General features: G+C 58.1%; 17 protein-coding genes and 1 riboswitch. Of the genes, 6 read left to right on the top strand and 11 right to left on the bottom strand.

Going from position 1 to position 17,514, the window contains the following annotated elements; genetic code table 11:
• Positions 1–140: 140 nt before the first annotated feature.
• The 6 genes from ACXAGD_RS16490 to ubiT form a co-directional block, all read right to left on the bottom strand.
• Positions 141–2,144 (bottom strand): acyltransferase family protein, encoded by a 2,004-nt coding sequence (locus ACXAGD_RS16490; protein ID WP_475211983.1) that lies wholly within the window; start codon positions 2,142–2,144, stop codon positions 141–143.
• A 417-nt stretch (positions 2,145–2,561) separates the two neighbouring features.
• Positions 2,562–2,834 (bottom strand): hypothetical protein, encoded by a 273-nt coding sequence (locus ACXAGD_RS16485; protein ID WP_475211982.1) that lies wholly within the window; start codon positions 2,832–2,834, stop codon positions 2,562–2,564.
• Between the two features lie 419 nt (positions 2,835–3,253).
• Positions 3,254–4,534 carry an NnrS family protein gene (locus ACXAGD_RS16480; protein ID WP_475211981.1) on the bottom strand — a complete coding sequence of 427 codons (1,281 nt, stop codon included), beginning with the start codon at positions 4,532–4,534 and terminating at the stop codon, positions 3,254–3,256.
• Complete coding sequence (gene ubiV, locus ACXAGD_RS16475; protein WP_475211980.1) at positions 4,492–5,400, bottom strand: ubiquinone anaerobic biosynthesis protein UbiV; 909 nt, start codon at positions 5,398–5,400, stop codon at positions 4,492–4,494. Before ubiV ends, ACXAGD_RS16480 begins: the two co-directional genes overlap by 43 nt.
• A gap of 3 nt (positions 5,401–5,403) precedes the next feature.
• A complete protein-coding gene (ubiU, locus tag ACXAGD_RS16470; protein ID WP_475212620.1) occupies positions 5,404–6,381 on the bottom strand; it encodes a ubiquinone anaerobic biosynthesis protein UbiU in 978 nt (325 codons plus the stop codon).
• Complete coding sequence (ubiT, locus tag ACXAGD_RS16465) at positions 6,381–6,923, bottom strand: ubiquinone anaerobic biosynthesis accessory factor UbiT (protein WP_475211979.1); 543 nt, start codon at positions 6,921–6,923, stop codon at positions 6,381–6,383. Before ubiT ends, ubiU begins: the two co-directional genes overlap by 1 nt.
• Positions 6,924–7,063: 140 nt before the next feature.
• On the opposite strand from ubiT, the gene ACXAGD_RS16460 reads away from it, so the two are divergent.
• Both ACXAGD_RS16460 and ACXAGD_RS16455 read left to right on the top strand, forming a co-directional pair.
• Entirely contained in the window at positions 7,064–8,572 is a 1,509-nt protein-coding gene (locus tag ACXAGD_RS16460) for a UbiD family decarboxylase (RefSeq protein WP_475211978.1), read from the top strand.
• On the top strand, positions 8,569–9,177 hold the full coding sequence (locus tag ACXAGD_RS16455) for a UbiX family flavin prenyltransferase (protein ID WP_475211977.1): 609 nt from the start codon (positions 8,569–8,571) through the stop codon (positions 9,175–9,177). Before ACXAGD_RS16460 ends, ACXAGD_RS16455 begins: the two co-directional genes overlap by 4 nt.
• Here the strand turns inward: ACXAGD_RS16455 and ACXAGD_RS16450 are convergent.
• The 4 genes from ACXAGD_RS16450 to ACXAGD_RS16435 are packed head-to-tail and all read right to left on the bottom strand — an operon-like array spanning position 9,152 to position 12,271.
• A complete protein-coding gene (locus ACXAGD_RS16450; protein WP_475211976.1) occupies positions 9,152–10,165 on the bottom strand; it encodes a FecCD family ABC transporter permease in 1,014 nt (337 codons plus the stop codon). The two genes, ACXAGD_RS16455 and ACXAGD_RS16450, sit on opposite strands and share 26 nt — an antisense overlap.
• A gap of 1 nt (position 10,166) precedes the next feature.
• On the bottom strand, positions 10,167–11,114 hold the full coding sequence (locus tag ACXAGD_RS16445; RefSeq protein WP_475211975.1) for an ABC transporter substrate-binding protein: 948 nt from the start codon (positions 11,112–11,114) through the stop codon (positions 10,167–10,169).
• Between the two features lie 18 nt (positions 11,115–11,132).
• Positions 11,133–11,918 carry an ABC transporter ATP-binding protein gene (locus tag ACXAGD_RS16440; RefSeq protein WP_475211974.1) on the bottom strand — a complete coding sequence of 262 codons (786 nt, stop codon included), beginning with the start codon at positions 11,916–11,918 and terminating at the stop codon, positions 11,133–11,135.
• Positions 11,915–12,271 carry a DUF1636 family protein gene (locus ACXAGD_RS16435; protein WP_475211973.1) on the bottom strand — a complete coding sequence of 119 codons (357 nt, stop codon included), beginning with the start codon at positions 12,269–12,271 and terminating at the stop codon, positions 11,915–11,917. Before ACXAGD_RS16435 ends, ACXAGD_RS16440 begins: the two co-directional genes overlap by 4 nt.
• A gap of 94 nt (positions 12,272–12,365) precedes the next feature.
• Positions 12,366–12,566, bottom strand: a riboswitch (cobalamin riboswitch).
• 134 nt (positions 12,567–12,700) lie between these two features.
• Here ACXAGD_RS16435 and ACXAGD_RS16430 point away from each other — a divergent pair.
• From ACXAGD_RS16430 to ACXAGD_RS16420, 3 genes are all read left to right on the top strand, one after another.
• Positions 12,701–13,465 carry a DUF3299 domain-containing protein gene (locus tag ACXAGD_RS16430; protein WP_475211972.1) on the top strand — a complete coding sequence of 255 codons (765 nt, stop codon included), beginning with the start codon at positions 12,701–12,703 and terminating at the stop codon, positions 13,463–13,465.
• 169 nt (positions 13,466–13,634) lie between these two features.
• Entirely contained in the window at positions 13,635–15,047 is a 1,413-nt protein-coding gene (locus tag ACXAGD_RS16425) for a GMC oxidoreductase (protein WP_475211971.1), read from the top strand.
• The gene (locus ACXAGD_RS16420; protein WP_475211970.1) at positions 15,047–15,499 is read left to right on the top strand and encodes a hypothetical protein; all 453 of its coding nucleotides are present in this window, start codon (positions 15,047–15,049) and stop codon (positions 15,497–15,499) included. Before ACXAGD_RS16425 ends, ACXAGD_RS16420 begins: the two co-directional genes overlap by 1 nt.
• A gap of 25 nt (positions 15,500–15,524) precedes the next feature.
• On the opposite strand, the gene ACXAGD_RS16415 is transcribed toward ACXAGD_RS16420, so the two are convergent.
• A complete protein-coding gene (locus ACXAGD_RS16415; protein ID WP_475211969.1) occupies positions 15,525–16,676 on the bottom strand; it encodes a glycosyltransferase family protein in 1,152 nt (383 codons plus the stop codon).
• Positions 16,677–16,955: 279 nt separating this feature from the next.
• On the opposite strand from ACXAGD_RS16415, the gene rfbC reads away from it, so the two are divergent.
• Positions 16,956–17,486, top strand: a complete 531-nt coding sequence (rfbC, locus tag ACXAGD_RS16410) for a dTDP-4-dehydrorhamnose 3,5-epimerase (protein WP_475211968.1) — start codon at positions 16,956–16,958, stop codon at positions 17,484–17,486.
• Positions 17,487–17,514 lie beyond the last annotated feature (28 nt).

Raw genomic sequence — 17,514 nt, 5'->3', positions numbered from 1 at the left:
CAACCGGTAACAGCCCTTGGCGTTCCACTCACCGAGGCCGTAGGGCAAATCTGACCGGTGGAAGGTGAACTCCACTCTACATCCGGAATTGTTCGACTAAGCCCATATCGAATCGAATTTCAAAAACTTTCAGTTTTTGATCAGCTATTCATATCCCCAATTTCAAACAGATGTTCACGCAATGCCTCAAAAAATCGATCATACGCAATTGGCGTTAGATGCACTCCGTCGTTCCAATAATAAACCGCCGGTCCTTGACGTAGCAGGCAGTTACGGTCGGAATCACAGAACCATTTGGCAATCGACAAGTAGTTCACAAGGGGATCACCGTCGAAACGGTCGAGTAGGTGATTGTCCAGTTCGTGGAAGAACTCAGATTCCTTGGTGGTATCGCTGGCGAAGCTCTCCGCAATGCCGAAGGTATTATACCATTGGTGTGTGAGCGACGGGATATCAAAGACGGAAAGCTTCGGATTGCCACCAATAACCACAAGGCGCCCACCTTTATCGCTAATCTTCTTTGAAAAGTTGTTCAACGCAACGTCGTAGGCGTCGGTTGGCGGGAAATCCGTTGAGTAACTGCCAAGATAAGCCGGATTCGTAAAGAAGAGACGCAGAACTACAATATCGTTCGCTCCAACTCTCTCAACGACTTCCTGTGAGAGCCAAGTATCGTCCGCCTCTGTACAGGTCCCGCGAATTTTCCCCTGCACGTCGGAAAATGGCAGAGGGAACGGGCAGCTAAAGCCGTAAAGAACACCAAACTCTCGGTTCATTTCGTCCGCTATAGCAGCGACGTGTTCTATGGAACTGCCTGCAAAACTGTCACCTATCAGAATCATGCGCGATCTCTGAGCCGACGAAACAAGACAACGGTCAAGGAACTCTTCGTCCAAAACCGGCTTGGGTGCGTACTGATGTCCAGCCAGATGATGAGGCGTAATGTTACACGACTTGGCAAGCTCACGTGCGGCGACAATCGTTTCATCCTGGCGAGCGATCAATTGGCTCTGATACAATTGGTTCTCGCTCTTGGGACTTCCAAGGGCAAGCATCCCGCCAAATGGATTCCACATAAGGTAAACAAGTGCGGCTGCTGCTGATGCCATTCCGAAACCCAGTTGGACGGTTCTGCCAGGGTAAACCGACCAACGTGCGTATCTCAAAGGACGTTCAACGTAGTGGTAAGAAATAGCCGCCAATCCAAAAATCGTGACGATTTGAGGAATAAATGTCGCCAGCGAAATTCCGATGGTCCAACGGCTAATAACGAGAATAGGCCAGTGCCAAAGGTAAATTGAATACGATGCAAGCCCAATCCACAAGAAGGCTTTGTTTGTCAGCGCTACGCGCAGGAAACCACTCTGGTTTGTGCCCATAATCAATCCGCAGGTTCCCAGCACAGCCAGCGGTGTAGCAACCCGGGCGGCTTCTTCTGGCAGCGAAAAGCTGAAACAAAGTAGCGCCAGCCCGATCAAGGCGACGGCTGTCCCACTCCGCTTCTTCAGGTTTACCTCCGCAAGGCACAGAATGCAGCCTGCCGCAAGCTCCCAGAACCTAGCGGGCATTAAGTAGAAGCCAAAGGTTGGATTTCTGACAATTAGATAGTCAAAAACGAGAAGGGAGAGAATTCCCAAAAGTGCTAGGAAACCAATGGCAACATACTTCTGACCACGGTTTATTGCGCCAAGAAAGAAATAAAGAACAACCGGGAAAATGAAATAGTACTGTTCTTCAACCCCAAGTGACCACGTGTGAGTGAATGTATTGAACTCGCTTGCAATACTAAAGTAGTCCTGTGCGTTTATAGCGAGAAGTATATTGGACAGGCCGAACATGGCGGCCATCCCAGTATAGATCGACTCCTCGGGGTCAGGGTGAAAGAATGCTGTCAGCAATGCTCCGACAATCACCACGATGGCAAGCGCTGGTATCAGCCTCTTCAACCGTCGGCTGTAAAACTGCAAAATATAGCGGCCAAATCCAGACTCTTTAGTTCGAACCAGAGAGCGAGTGATAACGAACCCGGAAATTACAAAAAACACGTCTACGCCAAGGTAGCCACCAGGCAACAGGTCAGCGTTGAAATGGAAAAGTACGACGCTCAGTACTGCGATAGCTCGCAAGCCGGTAATTTCGTCCAATTGTTGAGAGGAGCCGTGCGAAAATCTCATACCTAGGCCTAACTAAAGAAGAAATGTGGGGAAGCTTAGCGGTGTCCGGGCGGTTCCTACCCACAAGAGCGAGCAAAAGTAAACTGAAAATGTTTCCGTCGCTCGTTCTGCACTTAACTGTCATTCCGACTGCAGTTCTGGCCCCGCTTTTAATCCTCTGTATTAACGGGTCCTCGTGAACCGCGATTTGGAATTCAGCCGATCCGCATGAGGCTACGGGCATCGAGTACCCCTCGGTCAAACCTAGGGTACGCACTCCATTGGGGGTTGTGCGCCTCAGAGTGCGCCACGTTCGCTCGAGGCGTCGATTATCATCCCCTCCGAGCCGAGGTCATCCAGCTTGGCCGTTGTATTCGCTGAAAGGGCTTGTGCAATCCGTGCCTGCGCCTAAGAAGCTGGGTTACCAACAGGCCACGCAATGAAGTCCCTTGCGGCTGGCCCACCGGCCAGAATTCCGGATGCTGCCCCGCGTATCAGCGCGCCCACGTCCATACCCTCAGCGAGACCTGCAGCCCGCTCAGAGATATCGCTATCGGTGTGACCGAAGCCAGCAAGGCCACCGTACACAGCGCCGCCTATGGCTGACCTCATCACAATCTTCCCCGGTGTCGATGCTTTCAACTGACGCAGCTTGAGTGCTGCAATCGGGTCCTTACTCAATATCCTAACTCCTGATAGCGGCGGGGCAGGACTTCTTGCTGGGCGGGCGTCAGGCTGTCTACGTCGGTGTTGTTGAGCTCCCAAACTTCCATATTGGAAAAGTTGAAGTCCTGCGCATTACAGGTTTGCGTGGGCCTCGACGAAACCGCCTAAACCGTGCCGTCATCCAAGATTTGCCAGCTTCCTTCGCCATATACGGAAGCAAATGGTGGTGAATTCTGAAGTTTTTCATCAAACGATGGTGCGACGAAGTTCAACGTAAATATGTGTTTTTCTAAATTTTTGTCAGCGCCATGAAATCTGACAAAATGGAGAGAAATGGTTCTGGCCGTTCACCTAATAGATGACGCGCAGGTCCGAGACCTGCCTGATTCCCCGCTTATTAAGGGTAGTAACCGACAGGCGCGGTTTTCTTACGCCTATTGCGTAGCTTGTCTTGATCTTCTTGCACCACTTGCTGACTTGTCCTGGGATTTTGGAGTTCTGCCGCTTAGCACGGGCCTGACTGCTGGGCCAAAGAGTACAGGGCACAAGGCGATCAGATAGAGCGTCCAGCCGACACACCAGAACAGGGCGGCTGTGTCCTCCAAAAGCGCGCCATCGTCCATAAAGGGCGCGGAAAGGCGAGTTGTGAGGGCGCACCACAGCAACGCCATGGCACAACTCAGGCTGCGCGGCGCACGGAGCGACCCCTCTGGCGTATGCGAACTGGCGCGCCCACTGAAGGCCATGATCATGCCAGAGATCGCTCCAATCGTGAGGGCGTGCAAGGCGTCGCCCATAGGATAGGCAGCGGGAAAAAACCAAACAGAGCCAATAAGCAGCAACCCTAGAGGAAGGCAGAGGAACGCCGCGTGCATTCCGAAGAGCAGCGGGTTCGGCCATGTGTCGAAGCTGCGCCAACGCGACATCGCAGCAAGCAACGGGACAGCGGCGAGGATCAGCATGGCATTTGCAATTCCCAGACTGTCCAGAACCAGAGCAATCACGCCACCGGCCAACACCGCGAGGGTCAGCAGGCGCAGCCCTTCGTTGTAGGGCAAGGCGAGCGCAGGCAAGCTTTGATGTTGTCGCCACGAGGCGGTAAAGGCCGGAACAGCGCGCACGCCGATGGTGGTGATCAGGATGGCAAAGCCGATCAGCACCGCGCGCAAAAGGGCCAGGCTGGCCGCAACATCACCGGATTTCGCGAGGGTCATGTAAGCGGCGTCGATCAGGCCCAAAGCCAGCATCGCGAACGCTAACGGCACCTTGACGTAGGTGCCTGCGGCTGTGATGCGCCATATCAACAGGCTAAACAACGTCATGAAATAAAGACCGTTGCAGATCAGGATCAGGCCGAGGGGGAATTGGTCAGCCAAGGCCGTTGCAACGCGGCCCAACACCCAGAAACCCATCAAAACCTTCAAAACCACGCCCTGTTCGGGGGGCTTGCCCACCCAGTTTGGCAGGGCGGTCAGCAGGTAACCACCGACGGCCAACGCTGCAAAACCGAACAGCAGTTCATGCGCGTGCCACAATACGATTGGCTCGAATGCCGGTCCGGGCAGACCCTGACGCACGCCCAAAGGCCACCACCCGATTGAGATAAGCGCCCAAAGGGCTGCCCCGCTGAACATGGGGCGATAGGGCGCGATCCAGAACGAGCTCGCTGACACTAGGCCCGGACGGACTGACCGGCAGACCAGTCCGCGCCACATACGCCTTGCAGGAACCCATCGGAAAAGCGGGCTTCCGGCGTGAGGGATTGAAGCTCTGCCGCCGTTGTTTGTGCCGTAGCATCTCCTTGCAGGAGGGCGTAATAGGCTTTGCAGATGGCTGGGAAGCCCTGTGATTGCGGTGAAAGGCGCAGGGCGTTGACGCCTGCGTGCGCCAGCGTGTTGGTCTGAAAAACCGCAGCTGCGTGGGTGTCTGAAAGGGTCTGCACGCCATTCATGGTCATGAACGGCTGACCTTCCAGCGTTTTAACCTCCAGCCCATCCGGATCGTCTTCGCAGGCAAATTGGCAGTTGTCTTTGGTGCGGCCGTGCAGGCGCGCATGATAGCAACGACCTGAGATCGCCAGGGGCAGGCGGCCATGTCCCCAAACCTCAACAGTGACACCGAGATCCGAGGCGGTTTTCGCTAGCACCTGAACGCTTTCCAATGGCAGTTCGGGCGGCAGGCATACCCGCGTGGCCCCAAGCGAGGCAAGCCATGTCAGTGTGCCTTCGTTGTAGACATTGACCAGCGGGCCGACCCAGAACGGCGTGCCTTTGGGAAGATGGGGCAGGGCAGACAGGTCGTTGACCTCGACCGGCAGGCACATTTCGACAAGATCGGCGGTCAGCTTGCGTTCGCGTTTCAGTGTGACCAGCGCAAGGCTGGTCAGGGCGACCTCTTTGCCTGCATTTTGCAGTGTGTCGATCGCCTCGGCGATGTGCTCCTGATAAAATGGCAAGCGTTTGGAACAGACCAACTCGCCCAGGACGACGCGGGCAACGGGGGTGTCGGCCAGAGAGGTGTGAAACTCCAGCCAACGGTCTTTGGACCAGAAGAACTGGGTCGGCCCAGCGGTAAGATCCATGGTCTATCTCCAGGTTTTCTTGTAGGCGCCGGTGGTCATGGCCTGACCCTCGGACAGGCGGGCCAACATGCCCTCGGGCAACGGGCGACCCGCATCCAACGCATCCACGGCGGCGCGAAAGTTGCGCACCACCTGCGCCACGTAGGATCGCGACCGCTGGCGGCCCTCGATCTTGAGCGCGGTGACGCCTGCGTTTTCCAGCTGCGGGATCAGCTTCTCGGCGTTCAGGCTGACCGGGTCTTCGAACAGGTGACCAGTTTTCTCACCCGCGCTGAAGCAGCCTTTGCACAGGGTCGGATAGGGCGCGGCTTCGCCTTTGTTGACGCGGTGAATGATGTAGCCGCCCAAGCGCGCATCCAACACCCCGTTTTCTTCACGATATTCCACATGGCTTGCCGGTGAGCAGACGCCGTTCATGTTTGGCGATTTGCCAGTGGCGTAGGACGACAGTGAACAGCGGCCCTCGGCCATCACACACAGACCGCCAAAGACGAAGACCTCGGTTTCAACCTCGGTTTCGGCGTTGATCGCGGCAATCTCGGGTACCGAAAGCACGCGCGGCAGCACCACACGTTTCACGCCAAAGGTTTCGGCATAATAGTTGACGACATCCGCATTGGCGGCGGCGGCTTGTACCGAGAGATGGCGACGCAGGCCGGGATGGTGGCGAGCGGTGTGGGCCAGAAGGCCTGCATCGGCCAGGATCACCGCATCGGCGCCGCACGTTTCAGCATCCGCCACCGCACGGTGCCAGATTGCTTCGTGTCCGGCGCGGGGAAAGGTGTTGATGGCGACCAGAACCTTGGCGCCATGCTGGTGGGCAAAGGCCACGCCCTCGCGCATCTCAGAACGATCGAAGTTCAGGCCGGGAAAGTTTCGGGCGTTGGTTTCATCGGCAAAGCCGCAGTAAACCGTGTGCGCACCCGCTTTGACAGCCGCACGCAACGCGGCGGGGGTGCCGGCGGGGCAGACAATTTCCATTACCATAGTTCTGCCTCTTCAGGTCTGCTCAGGTTAACGCCGGTTCTTCGCTCGATCATTGCCAGGAGCCTCTGCATCGACTGCGCCAAGGGGCCGGACAGGTCCGAGAGTTCTTGCGCAAAATCCAGCTCGGCATCATCGATGGCGTTGCGCAGGGCCAGTGCGGCAGCCGTATCGCCTTCGATCACCAGGTCGCGGGAAAAGAACAGCGCGTCCCCGTCATAGGCACCGTGAACAAGGCCCAGCAGGGCGGCCAGCGGCCCGGCGATCCGTGCAGCACCTTCGGCCGGGCCGCGTGTGACCGTCACGCGCGGGCTGCCGCCGTTCGGATCAAGACAGATCACAAACGGCAGGTCGGTTGGATCAAGGATGAACCGGGTATGATCGTGCTCACCCAGCCTGCGGAACATGCCCGGGTGTTTTTGAGCAATCTTGCGGGAAAACGCGGACAGGATGGCCGACAAGGGGGCAAAGGGTAAAACGCGCAACGGATATGTGGCCAACTGCGGAAAGCGCGGAATCTGAGCGGGCGATTGGGACAAGCAGGGCTCCTTTGGCACGGTCGACACGTCTCTTGCCGAGCCCTCATAATTGTTTGTGCCCTGCCCCAAGTTGACCATTGTCAATTTCGCTGTGGAATTTCGCTGATAGGCAGGCCGGACGTTCTTGAACAGGATCTGTCGTGCGATCATTGCCCTCATTCCCCAGCCTGCGCGGTTTCCTGGACTGGTGTGGGGACACCAATCAGCTTCTGACGGTGCCCGAGCCCGTCTCGGTCCTTCATCAGATGACAGCGGTTCACCGCAACGTGCTGGAACGGGCTGGCCCGGTGTTGCGGTTCGATAGCCCGGTGTTGGACGGGGGTATCCCATCGAAAATGCCGGTTGTCGCCAACCTGTTCGGGACAACTGAACGCGTGTGCGCCGGGCTTGGGATCAAACCAGAGGAACTGGACGAGATGGGCGCGTTTCTTGCCGCGCTCAAAACTCCGACACCGCCGGACGGGTTGCGGGATGCCCTGTCGCGCTGGCCGATGTTGAAAGCTGCACTGGCAACGCGGCCCAAAATCGCCAAGTCTGCCCCTAGTCAGCAGGTGGTTCGGGAAGGGGCGGATATCGATCTGGCCTCCATCCCGGTGCAGACCCATTGGCCGGGCGATGCGGCGCCGCTTGTGACCTGGCCGGTGGTCATCACCCGGCCGCACGGGTCCGAGGCGGGCAATGTCAATTCCTACAATGCGGGTATCTACCGCGCGCAGGTCTTGGACCGGGACAAGCTGATCATGCGCTGGCTGCCCCATCGCGGTGGCGCGGCCCATCACCGGAGCTGGGCAAAGCGCGGGGAAAAGACTCCGGTCGCCATTGTTCTGGGGGCGGACCCGGCCACATTGTTGTCTGCCGCGTTGCCCCTTCCCGAGACCGTGTCGGAAATGACCTTTGCGGGGGCGCTCAACGGGGTCCGCCCGCGCATGGTGGCCGCCAAATCGGTGCCCCTGATGGTTCCGGCCGAGGCCGAGATCATCCTTGAAGGCTGGGTTTCCCCCACCGAAACCGCACCCGAGGGGCCGTTCGGCGATCACACCGGATACTATAACCGGGCCGAGCCTTTCCCGGTCATGCAGGTCACGGCCGTGACCCATCGGCAGGACCCGCTGTACCTGTCCACCTATACCGGTCGCCCGCCGGATGAGCCCGCGATCATAGGCGAGGTTTTCAACCGTCTCGCGCTGCCCACCATTCGCGCCCAGATTCCCGAAGTTCGTGATCTGTGGCTGCCGCCCGCCGCCTGTTCGTACCGCATTGCCGTTGTCAGCATCGACAAACGCTATCCCGGTCAGGCGCGTCGGGTGATGATGGCGCTGTGGGGGATGCTGCCGCAATTCAGTTACACCAAGATGATCGTGGTGGTGGATGACGATATTGACCCCAAAAACTGGGATGACATCGCCTGGGCGCTTGCCACGCGTATGGACCCGGTGCGTGATGTGATGACGCTCGAGAATACGCCGATGGACTATCTTGACTTTGCGTCTCCGCAACCGGGGTTATCCGGCAAAATGGGCATCGACGCCACAACCAAGATCGAAAGCGAAACCACCCGGGAATGGGGAACCGTGATGAAAACAGCGGACAAGGACGCGGAGTTTGCCGCGGATCTTGTCTCGCGCCTGATGGCAAGAGGTCCGTCATGAGCCAGCACCGTGTGATTTTGGGCGTGGCCGGAGCCTCGGGCGCAGCGCTCGGGTTGTCAGTGGCGCGGCAGTTGTCGGATCTGGGTGTTGAGATCGACCTTGTCACCAGCGATGCAGCACAGCGCACCCTCTTTGAAGAATGCGGCAGCGATGCGTTTGATACCCTCAAGGGCTTGGCAACCCGTCATCATACTATCGACAACATTGGTGCAAGCATTGCGTCGGGGTCGGTCCCTGTCTCCGGGATGATCGTTGCGCCATGTTCGATGCGGTCGCTGGCGGCCATCGCACATGGTCTGGATGACAACCTGCTGACCCGCGCCGCCAGCGTTCAGCTCAAGGAACGCAGGCGTTTGATCCTGCTGACCCGCGAGGCGCCGCTGACACTGGTGCATCTTCGGAACATGACAACCGTGACCGAGATGGGCGCGATTGTTCTGCCACCGGTGCCAGCCTTCTATCTGAAACCGCAAGGTGTGTCGGATATCGTCACCCAGATTGCCGCTCGCGCGATCGATTTGTTGGGAGTATCTGCCCCGGTGGCCAGCCAGTGGGTCGAGGCAGGGTTGAGGTTCCGCCCTAGTGTCGCGCCTTTGCGGTCCTGAACAGCAGCAGAAACACGAACACCGATCCGATTGAGGTCGTTACGATCCCAACCGGCAATTCCTGCGGTGCCAGAAGCAGCCTGCTGAGGATATCCGAACCCGTCAGCAACGCAGCCCCCACAATCGCGGCTGTGGGCAGAAGACGGTTGTGCAGCGGTCCGGCGATACCACGGGCGATATGCGGCACCATCAGGCCGACAAAGCCGATCACACCGGCGACCGAGACGAAAACGGCGGTGGCAAGGGCGGCGGCAAAGAACATGCTAAACCGCAGCCCCTGCACTGGAACACCCAGCGTTGCTGCGGTCAGGTCTCCGGTCAGCAGGGCATCCAGCCAGCGGCTGCGATAGAGCGAATAGGACAGGATCAGCAGCAACCCGGCGCAGACCAGCGGGAAGGTCTCCCACCGGGCCAGGCCCAGCCCGCCTAGCATCCAGAAGATGACCGAATGCGCAGCGCGGCTGTCGCCCGCGAAAATCAGGTAATTGGTGATGGCCGAGAACAGGAAGGACACCGCCAGTCCGGCCAGGATCAGTTTTTCCGGCGCGCTTGTGCGTAAGCCGTGCACCAGTGCCAGCACGATGCCTGATGCCACGAGGCCACCGCAAAATGCCGCCAGCGGCAGGGTCCAGAAGCCCAGAATGTCTCCGGTTACGGTGATGACGAACACCGCCCCGGCCGCCGCGCCCGAGGACAGGCCGAACAGAAACGGATCAGCCAGGTCGTTGCGTGTCGTGGTTTGCAGAACGACACCGACGATGCCCAGCCCGGCGCCAATGACAGCCGCGAAAAGAGCACGCGGCAAGCGCAGGTCGAACACGATCCGATGCAGCGCGGACATGTCGCCGTCGGTCAGGCCAGTGCCCAGCAACACTGCGTCAAAAGCATCCCGCGCGGGAATAGAAGTGGTGCCGTAAACGGTCGAAATCAGCAAAAGGGCGGCCAGAACGACCGCCCCCAGTGTTAGCACAAGGCCCAATCGGCCCATATCAGTTGAGGCCCGGATGCATGGCCTGAGCCATTTTCGAGATCGCTTCGATGTTTGCCGGTCCTGGGGTCAGTTCCTCGTACCGCAGGCCAATCCAGCGCTCGTTCTTGACCGCGTCGGTTTGCGACATCACCGGGTGCTCTTGCAGGAACTTGAACGTATCCGCAGCGCCATTGCCGGTTTGGTAATCCAGCAGCACAAGGAATTCCGGGTTTGCGGCGGCAACGGCCTCCCACGAGGTGCGGCCCCAGCTGGTGTCCATGTCGTGGGTGACGTTCTCGCCACCGGCGGCTGCGATCATCGCATCGGGGATGGCGAACTTACCAGCGGTGAAGGGCGCATCCGCCGGGCCGTCCAGCAGGAAGACACGGGGTTTGGCCAGATCGGCAGTCTGCGCTTCGATCGCTGCCAGCTCTTCTTTCCATCCACCGACCAGTCCTTCGGCCTTGTCCTCGACATGCATGACTTTGCCCAGACGCAGAACGTCGTTGAACAGCAGGTCCATGCTGGCCTCGGGGCGATCCTTGTCCAGATGCACGCAGCTTTCCGTCAGGATCATGGTCTTAATGCCAAAGGGTTCAAGCGTGTCGGGGGTCACGTCGCCGCCGGGCTTCATGCCGTAATACCAACCCGCAAAGAACAGGTCGGGCTCAACTGCGACCAGATTTTCAACGGTCGGGTATTTCGGCGCAAGCTCGGGGATGTCGCCGCGCAGAGTGTCAAATTCAGGGCTGGTCTTGTACCAGCCGGTGATGCCGGTCAGACCCACGATCTTATCCTGCAGACCCAGGGCAAAGGCCATGTCGGTCATGTTCATGTCGTGTACGACCAGCCGTTCGGGCTGAGTCTCGAAAACCAGCGGCTCGCCGCAGTTATCAACGGTTATGCCACCTGCAGATGCGCCGCCTGCCATTGCAGTAATCACGGCCGCAGACCAGATATGTTTCATTGGGGGAGTGTCCTTGCTTTAGTTTGAAACGGGTGTTCTTCGGATATCCAGCGCCGGGATCACTCGGCCTTCGTGCTGGAAACACAGGTAGTCGACGCCGAACGTGTCACGCACATGCGCGGGCGTCAGAACCTCGGCCACAGGGCCAAAGCTGGTCAGACGTGTGGACTTCATCAACGCCACATGAGTGGCGAATTCGGGGATCATGACCAGATCGTGCACGATCATCACCACCGTGATGCCAAGCTCGGCCACAAGCGACAGCATCCGCCCCTTGGCGTCCGGGTCCAGATGGTTGGTGGGTTCGTCTAGAAACAACAGCGATGGGTTCTGCGCCAGCGCCCGGGCGATATGGGCCCGCTGACGTTCGCCGCCGGACAGCAGAGCCATTCGTTTATCCGCCAGTGCGATCAGCCCGGTCAGGTCCAGTATCCGGTCAAGCTCAACCGCGTGGGCTTCGGCGGATCTGTCGGACCGGATCGGAATCTGACCCAACGCAACATAGTCGCGCAACGTCAAACGGCCATCCGGATTTTCCTGTTGGCTGACGACGGCAATCATGCGGGCGCGCTCTGATGCCGACATCTGTTTTACGCTGCGCCGGTCAACCAGTACGTCGCCAAGAACCAGCTCGGCCGCGCCGCACAGCAGGTTCAAAAGCGTTGTTTTCCCGGCTCCGTTCGGCCCGGCGATGGCCAATATCGCGCCCTTGTCCAGTTCAAACGAAGCGCCCTGCAGCAGGACATCGCCATTCAGCGCGTAGTATTCCAGATCACGCGCGACCAGAAACGCAGAGTCCGTCATGGGTGCTCCTCCACGGTTAGTCTGGGTAAACGGGCCAGGGTTTTTTCGAACAAGGCGCGCGGACGGTCAGTGGCGTTGGTCCAGCCGTCGCTGCTGTCGTGGAATTGCCTGGCAAATTGGGCCAGAGCGTCAACATCTTGCGACGAGCTGATGTCACCAAACAGGTATTGCGCCTTGCCGGCAGCTTGGAATCCAACGGTTGTTGGTCGGCCGCAGCCCGCCATGCAGGAAACCATGCGCAAGGCAAAACCGGATGGAAGCCGGTTCGTCAGCGCTTTTCGGATCGCATTCGCGGCATCTGTGCCTTTGCAGGTTTCGCAAATCAGCAGGAAATGATTGGGATTGTTTGCCATTGCTCGCTCCGTCTATTGCCGGGGCGAGGTGGTTGCAATGTAATAACGTAACGCAGTCGTCACTTTTCCTCCTTCCGGGACACCCCGCCCCGGGTTGGTTGATCGTTTGATGGCAGGTCTCCTGACTTGCGGGTCTGTGCTTGGCCATCCTTCCCGGCCTTTGGGGCCAGTGGGTATATGGCGTCGCTCACCGCTTACAGTTGCGGGGGCAGTCACGGAGTTGGCGCCGTTTGGCGGACCTCACCGTATTCCCTTTTCATCCCCAATTGGGGGAACCATCACCAGATTGACTGCCCGAGATCATCCAGTGCGTCAATATGAAAGTTTTGTTGAGTTCGTTTGTTGCCGGCCGGAACCCAAGCAACAAGGGACGACAGTGTTTGCAAAAAACCCACTGGAATGATCTCGGCAGGGCGATAGAGTCTGTTCATGCGATATTGGGTTCATCTTGCGACGATTTTGACGCTGGTCTTGTGCGGTTCTTTCGCGCTGGCCGCGCCAGGCTCTGCGTTGGACTGGTCTGATTTACAGGACCCGTCTGCTCAGAACTTTGACGATCCGTATCGCGATCTCAGCCCTGAACAGTTCGATGATTTGCTTTTTGTCGTGCGCCTGCGCGGAAGGCTGCATCAGGACGCAGGCAGCCCTGATGAGCGGCGAAAGTGGCAGGAACTGTTAGTCGAAACCGAAGAGGCGTTGGCCGCAGACGGCATCGATGTCGATTGGCTGCTGGATCAGCGGCACACCGTGGCCCAAAGCCGGGATCACGCTGGTGCTGCCGGCAATCCAGAATTCGACGGTCAGACCGTGACGCTGGCGGGGTTTGCCATTCCGGGGCCGCCCGATGCTGAAGGGCACGCGATCGCTTATCTGGTGCCTCAGCGCGGGATGTGCAGCCATCTGCCGCCGCCGCCGCCCAATCAGATGATCCGGGTGCAGTTGAATGGTAACTGGACACCCCGCTATGTCCACGAGCCCGTCCGGCTGACCGGAAAGCTGACCATCGATCCGTCAGAGCAGGACATGATGGTGGTGGACGGGTTCATGCCCATGCGCGCGACGTTCCGGCTGGAGGCTGACAGTGTCGAAACCCTTGAAACACAGGGGGACCGGCTGGAGTGGACGCAGAGCATTGCTGACCGCCTCCGTGCGGCGGGCCAGCGCAAAACCGGTGGGGCGAAGACGTCTGAATGACATGATTGCCGGATCGTGAAACCCCGAATTGCCCCGCAGATCCTTTTCTGAATGGAAAAAACCATCTTTGGTGATTTGACAAAGCGCTGACTCAGGGTACCCTGAATCTCATTATTTAAGTGTATGAGTGACATCTGTTTGAGCCTCTTCAGAGGCACTGGGTGATTAGATGAAACGCATTGACCTAGCAGAAGGTGCGTCCCGCGAATGGGACGTGGTGCTTGTTGGCAGCAGCTTTGCATCGATGTTTTTCGCCCATGCCCTGCCGCAGGATCTGGACATTCTCATCGTCGAAAAAGGCGGATTTCGACCGCATGCGGCGCAGCTTAGTGATGGCTGGCGTGCCGGAGTGGATATTGCCCAGCGCAACTCATCCGGTTTCAAGAAAGACTGGCTCAGCTTCATCGTTTTTGGTGGAAATTCGAACTTCTGGTGGGGCGATACTCCGCGATTTCACCCGGATGACTTCCGGCTGAAGTCCCGGTTCGGTGTCGGGATGGACTGGCCATTCGGGTATGATGATCTGGCCCCCTACTACGAACAGGCTGAACTGCTGATGGAGATCGCAGGCGGTGGGTCGGATCATATCCTGCCCCGCAACACGCCGTTTCCGTTCCCCGAACATGCCAAGTCCCGCGCAGATGTTGCGCTTCAGAATCACAGCAAGTCCTGGGTTCCGTTGCCAAGCGCGCGTGCAAACGGGGGGGCGCGGTCGACCTGCTGCGTGAACGGTGTCTGCAGCATCTGCCCGATCGATGCGAAATTCACCATCCTGAACGGCCTTGAACAGCTTGCGCATCCAAAGGCCAGCTATGTGCTGGACACCGATTTTCGTGAGGTTGTCGTTGAAGGCGGACGTGCCACGCAGGGGGTGTTGCGCGGGTCGGACGGGCAGGAGATCACGGTCAGGGGCAGCATGTTTGCGCTGGGTGCCAATGCGCTTTTCAATGCGACGATCCTTTTGCGATCGGGTGTGACCTCAGCGGCTCTGGGGCGGTATCTGCACGAAGAACCCTCGCTCTCCGTCGTCGTTGATACGGCCACGTTAAAGAACTATTTCGGTGGCACGTCGGACACCAGTCATGGCTATCATTTCTATCACGATATCGACCGGTCCGAAGCCGCCGCCGTGCTGATCGAAAGCTCGAATTCACCCCCCAATATCCGCGAAGAGCAGGGCAAGTGGACCAATCGACTTGTCCTGACCCTTGTGGCCGAGGATCTGCCCATGGCCGAAAACCGGGTGCTGTTGGAAGACGATGCCCCGGTGATCGAATGGACCGGGCATCACCCCTATGCCTATCGGGGCTTGCAGCGTGCGTTAGACAGATTGCCGGGGATCATACCAGATGAGCTGGACGGCGTGGCTGCCGGTGATTTCCTTCCAAGTCAGGCCCATATTCAGGGCACGCACCGGATCAGCTCCAACCCTGCTGAGGGGGTGGTGGATGAATATTTGCGCCTGCATGAGGTTCCGAATGTCTTTGCGTTGGGTGCTGGGGCTTTCCCGACCTGCTCACCCGCCAACCCGACCCTGACCCTTTCTGCGATGTCGCTGCGCGCGGCAGAGGTGGTCCGATGATGATATCCAGACGAAGCGCATTGCTTGGGGGTGTTTGTCTTGCCGCTGTTGCGGGCGGGGTGGGATTTGCCCTGCAGTCCGGCGGGATCGCTGCCCACGCAAGGCAGGTCATCGCGCGGGTTTATGGTTACGACATCGCCGCGCATCCGGCGGCGCAGGCGTTTTGCGAGGATTATGAGGCCTTCCTGATCGAGAAAGGCCTAACTGGTCATATGGTGAATGCGATCTTTAACCTCAAAGCCGGGAACCTGTCTTACCTAGAGGACAAAAAGGCCAGGCTGGACCGCTCCATCGTGGTCAAATTCGCAACCTCGACCAATGTTGTGCTCTCGGTCGAAACGGGGGAAGAACTTGAGCATTTCGGGATTTTTCATCCGGTCGAAAACAGCTGCAGCAACCAGCTCTCGCATCTCGGACTGTTGCCCAGCGACTCGGTTGCGAGTGCCGGATGACCGGCGGCATCCGTCGGTAGAGCGTTTAGGCGGGTTCCGTCGAACCCAAATACGACGGGTGCTGACCAGCCAGTTCTTCCGCTATGCGAGACAGTGTTTGCCTACGCGATACCATTGCTTCAGTCTCCGGCAAGCTCAGGTGTTGCAAAATGTCCGACCAGCGGTTCAGCCAATCGTGTTTGTGCAGCGCATTTGCCAAGTTGATGCGCCGCATCCTTTCCTGTTCGGCCGGGTCGTCAAGGATCGAGACAATCCTGTCTATGGCCTTGTCCGGGTCCTGCGGCAGCCGGATCACGGATTCGGGCCAGTCGAAGTACCGCAGGTAATCTTCGGTCTCGGGCGCATAGCCCACCTGAACGGCACCGCCTGCAATGCCCTCGACATGGCGCGGCCCCCAGGCAATGTTGCCCTTTATCTGATCGTCATGGCCGATTTTGGCGATATCCACCATGAAGAGTTTGGAATGCTGGATCAGGTTGGCCAGCAAGTCCCGGTGCACCTTGTGTTGTGCAGTGATAGGGGGTTTCGTGGCCGAGTCGTACAGGTAAAACCCCTGCCGCTCTGCCAGAGTGATCAGCAACCGATCATGCAGTTCAGGGCGTCGGCGCCCCATGCAATAGATGTCGATCGGGCGGTCCGTGGTCAGCGACTGCGGGGCAAAGCGAACCATGTCGGCTGCGCCCGGCAGGTGAATGACGGGTTTGCCGGTGATCCGCTGCAGCGCCTCGCAGGACTCAGCAAAGGCACTGGTGATCAGATCAAACTTGGACAGTGACCGGATCAGCGGCAGGTACTGTTCGATCCCAATGGACCAGACCTCTTCCAGAACGCAGACCGCCAGACCACAGCGGTCACGCCAGTTCGGAACGGCATCCAGTGTCAGCAGTTCCAGCGGTTTCTGCGCGTTGCAGAAGAACAGGTCATAGGTGCGGGGCAGCGGGGATTTCTGCACTCCGGACGGCCAGTATTGGAACAGATTGCTGCGGCGTGACAGCCACCGTTTGGGGTTGAGCGGTAATTTTCTGCTGTTGGAAAGGCGCGGTGCTACGATCTGACAGTCTTCGATCTCGTCAATGACGTCCTCGAATTCGAACCCCGAGCAGCGCGAAACATTGTCGTTGAGATTTCGCTGCGAAAAAATCAGGATGTTTCTGTCTGCAGGACTCAAAATGCTCATCCCTTATCAGCTCTAAATAAGTCCGCATTACACACGCAGAGTGTCAATTTTTAAACAGTTTATTCGCCTCCACACCCGCGCGAGCTACTCTGAATACTGGCATTTCGGCCTATTGGGCCAAGAATCATGGAATCGCAGACACTTGTCTGGTTAGCTTTCGACATAGCCTTCAGGTGCCGAAAACGATGCAGCGGAATTTGACCGGCTGCGTCAGGCCATGTTTTGTGAATGAGGGGAGGCGTGTTTAAATAGTTGCGGTCCAAAGGGCGGTTTTTTTAGATGATTTTCACAGAAACGCATTTGTCGGGTGCCTATGTTGTCGATCTGCACGAGATTTCGGACGATCGCGGTTTTTTCGCCCGTGCCTTTTGCGCAAATGAGTTTGAAAAACATGGCCTGAAACCGGCCATTGCGCAGATAAACCTTTCATTCAACGAAAGAAAAGGAACGATGCGCGGGCTGCATTACCAACAGGCCCCTGCACGTGAGGCCAAGTTCATGCGCTGTATCTCCGGTGCCATCTACGATGTAATTGTGGATATGCGCTCGGACAGCGCCACTTATCTGCAGCATTTCGGGGTTGAGCTTTCGGCCGAGAACCGCCGCGCGGTTTATGTGCCCGAAATGTTTGCCCATGGCTATCTGGCGCTGACCGAAGGGGCGCAGGCTTATTATTCCGCCAGCGAGTTCTACACCCCCGGCGTCGAACATGGGTTAAGATACGATGATCCGGCGCTGAATATAGAGTGGCCGCAACCTGTAACGATTGTTTCTGATAAAGATGCGGGGTGGCCGCTGATCCAGCGCTAAGCCCGCCGAGAATCCAAGGAAAGACGAC

This window comes from Ruegeria sp. ABF4_144, assembly GCF_056160045.1.
Note: the sequence above shows the minus strand (reverse complement) of the source record. Positions and strands in the feature narration are given on the sequence as shown.

Bases quoted from the DNA above. Each gene is read 5' to 3' on its own strand.
- ACXAGD_RS16480 (WP_475211981.1), bottom strand. From the start codon at position 4,534: ATGTGGCGCGGACTGGTCTGCCGGTCAGTCCGTCCGGGCCTAGTGTCA.
- ubiV (WP_475211980.1), bottom strand. From the start codon at position 5,400: ATGGATCTTACCGCTGGGCCGACCCAGTTCTTCTGGTCCAAAGACCGT.
- ubiU (WP_475212620.1), bottom strand. From the start codon at position 6,381: ATGGAAATTGTCTGCCCCGCCGGCACCCCCGCCGCGTTGCGTGCGGCT.
- ACXAGD_RS16455 (WP_475211977.1), top strand. From the start codon at position 8,569: ATGAGCCAGCACCGTGTGATTTTGGGCGTGGCCGGAGCCTCGGGCGCA.
- ACXAGD_RS16450 (WP_475211976.1), bottom strand. From the start codon at position 10,165: ATGGGCCGATTGGGCCTTGTGCTAACACTGGGGGCGGTCGTTCTGGCC.
- ACXAGD_RS16445 (WP_475211975.1), bottom strand. From the start codon at position 11,114: ATGAAACATATCTGGTCTGCGGCCGTGATTACTGCAATGGCAGGCGGC.
- ACXAGD_RS16440 (WP_475211974.1), bottom strand. From the start codon at position 11,918: ATGACGGACTCTGCGTTTCTGGTCGCGCGTGATCTGGAATACTACGCG.
- ACXAGD_RS16435 (WP_475211973.1), bottom strand. From the start codon at position 12,271: ATGGCAAACAATCCCAATCATTTCCTGCTGATTTGCGAAACCTGCAAA.
- ACXAGD_RS16430 (WP_475211972.1), top strand. From the start codon at position 12,701: ATGCGATATTGGGTTCATCTTGCGACGATTTTGACGCTGGTCTTGTGC.
- ACXAGD_RS16425 (WP_475211971.1), top strand. From the start codon at position 13,635: ATGAAACGCATTGACCTAGCAGAAGGTGCGTCCCGCGAATGGGACGTG.
- ACXAGD_RS16420 (WP_475211970.1), top strand. From the start codon at position 15,047: ATGATATCCAGACGAAGCGCATTGCTTGGGGGTGTTTGTCTTGCCGCT.
- ACXAGD_RS16415 (WP_475211969.1), bottom strand. From the start codon at position 16,676: ATGAGCATTTTGAGTCCTGCAGACAGAAACATCCTGATTTTTTCGCAG.
- rfbC (WP_475211968.1), top strand. From the start codon at position 16,956: ATGATTTTCACAGAAACGCATTTGTCGGGTGCCTATGTTGTCGATCTG.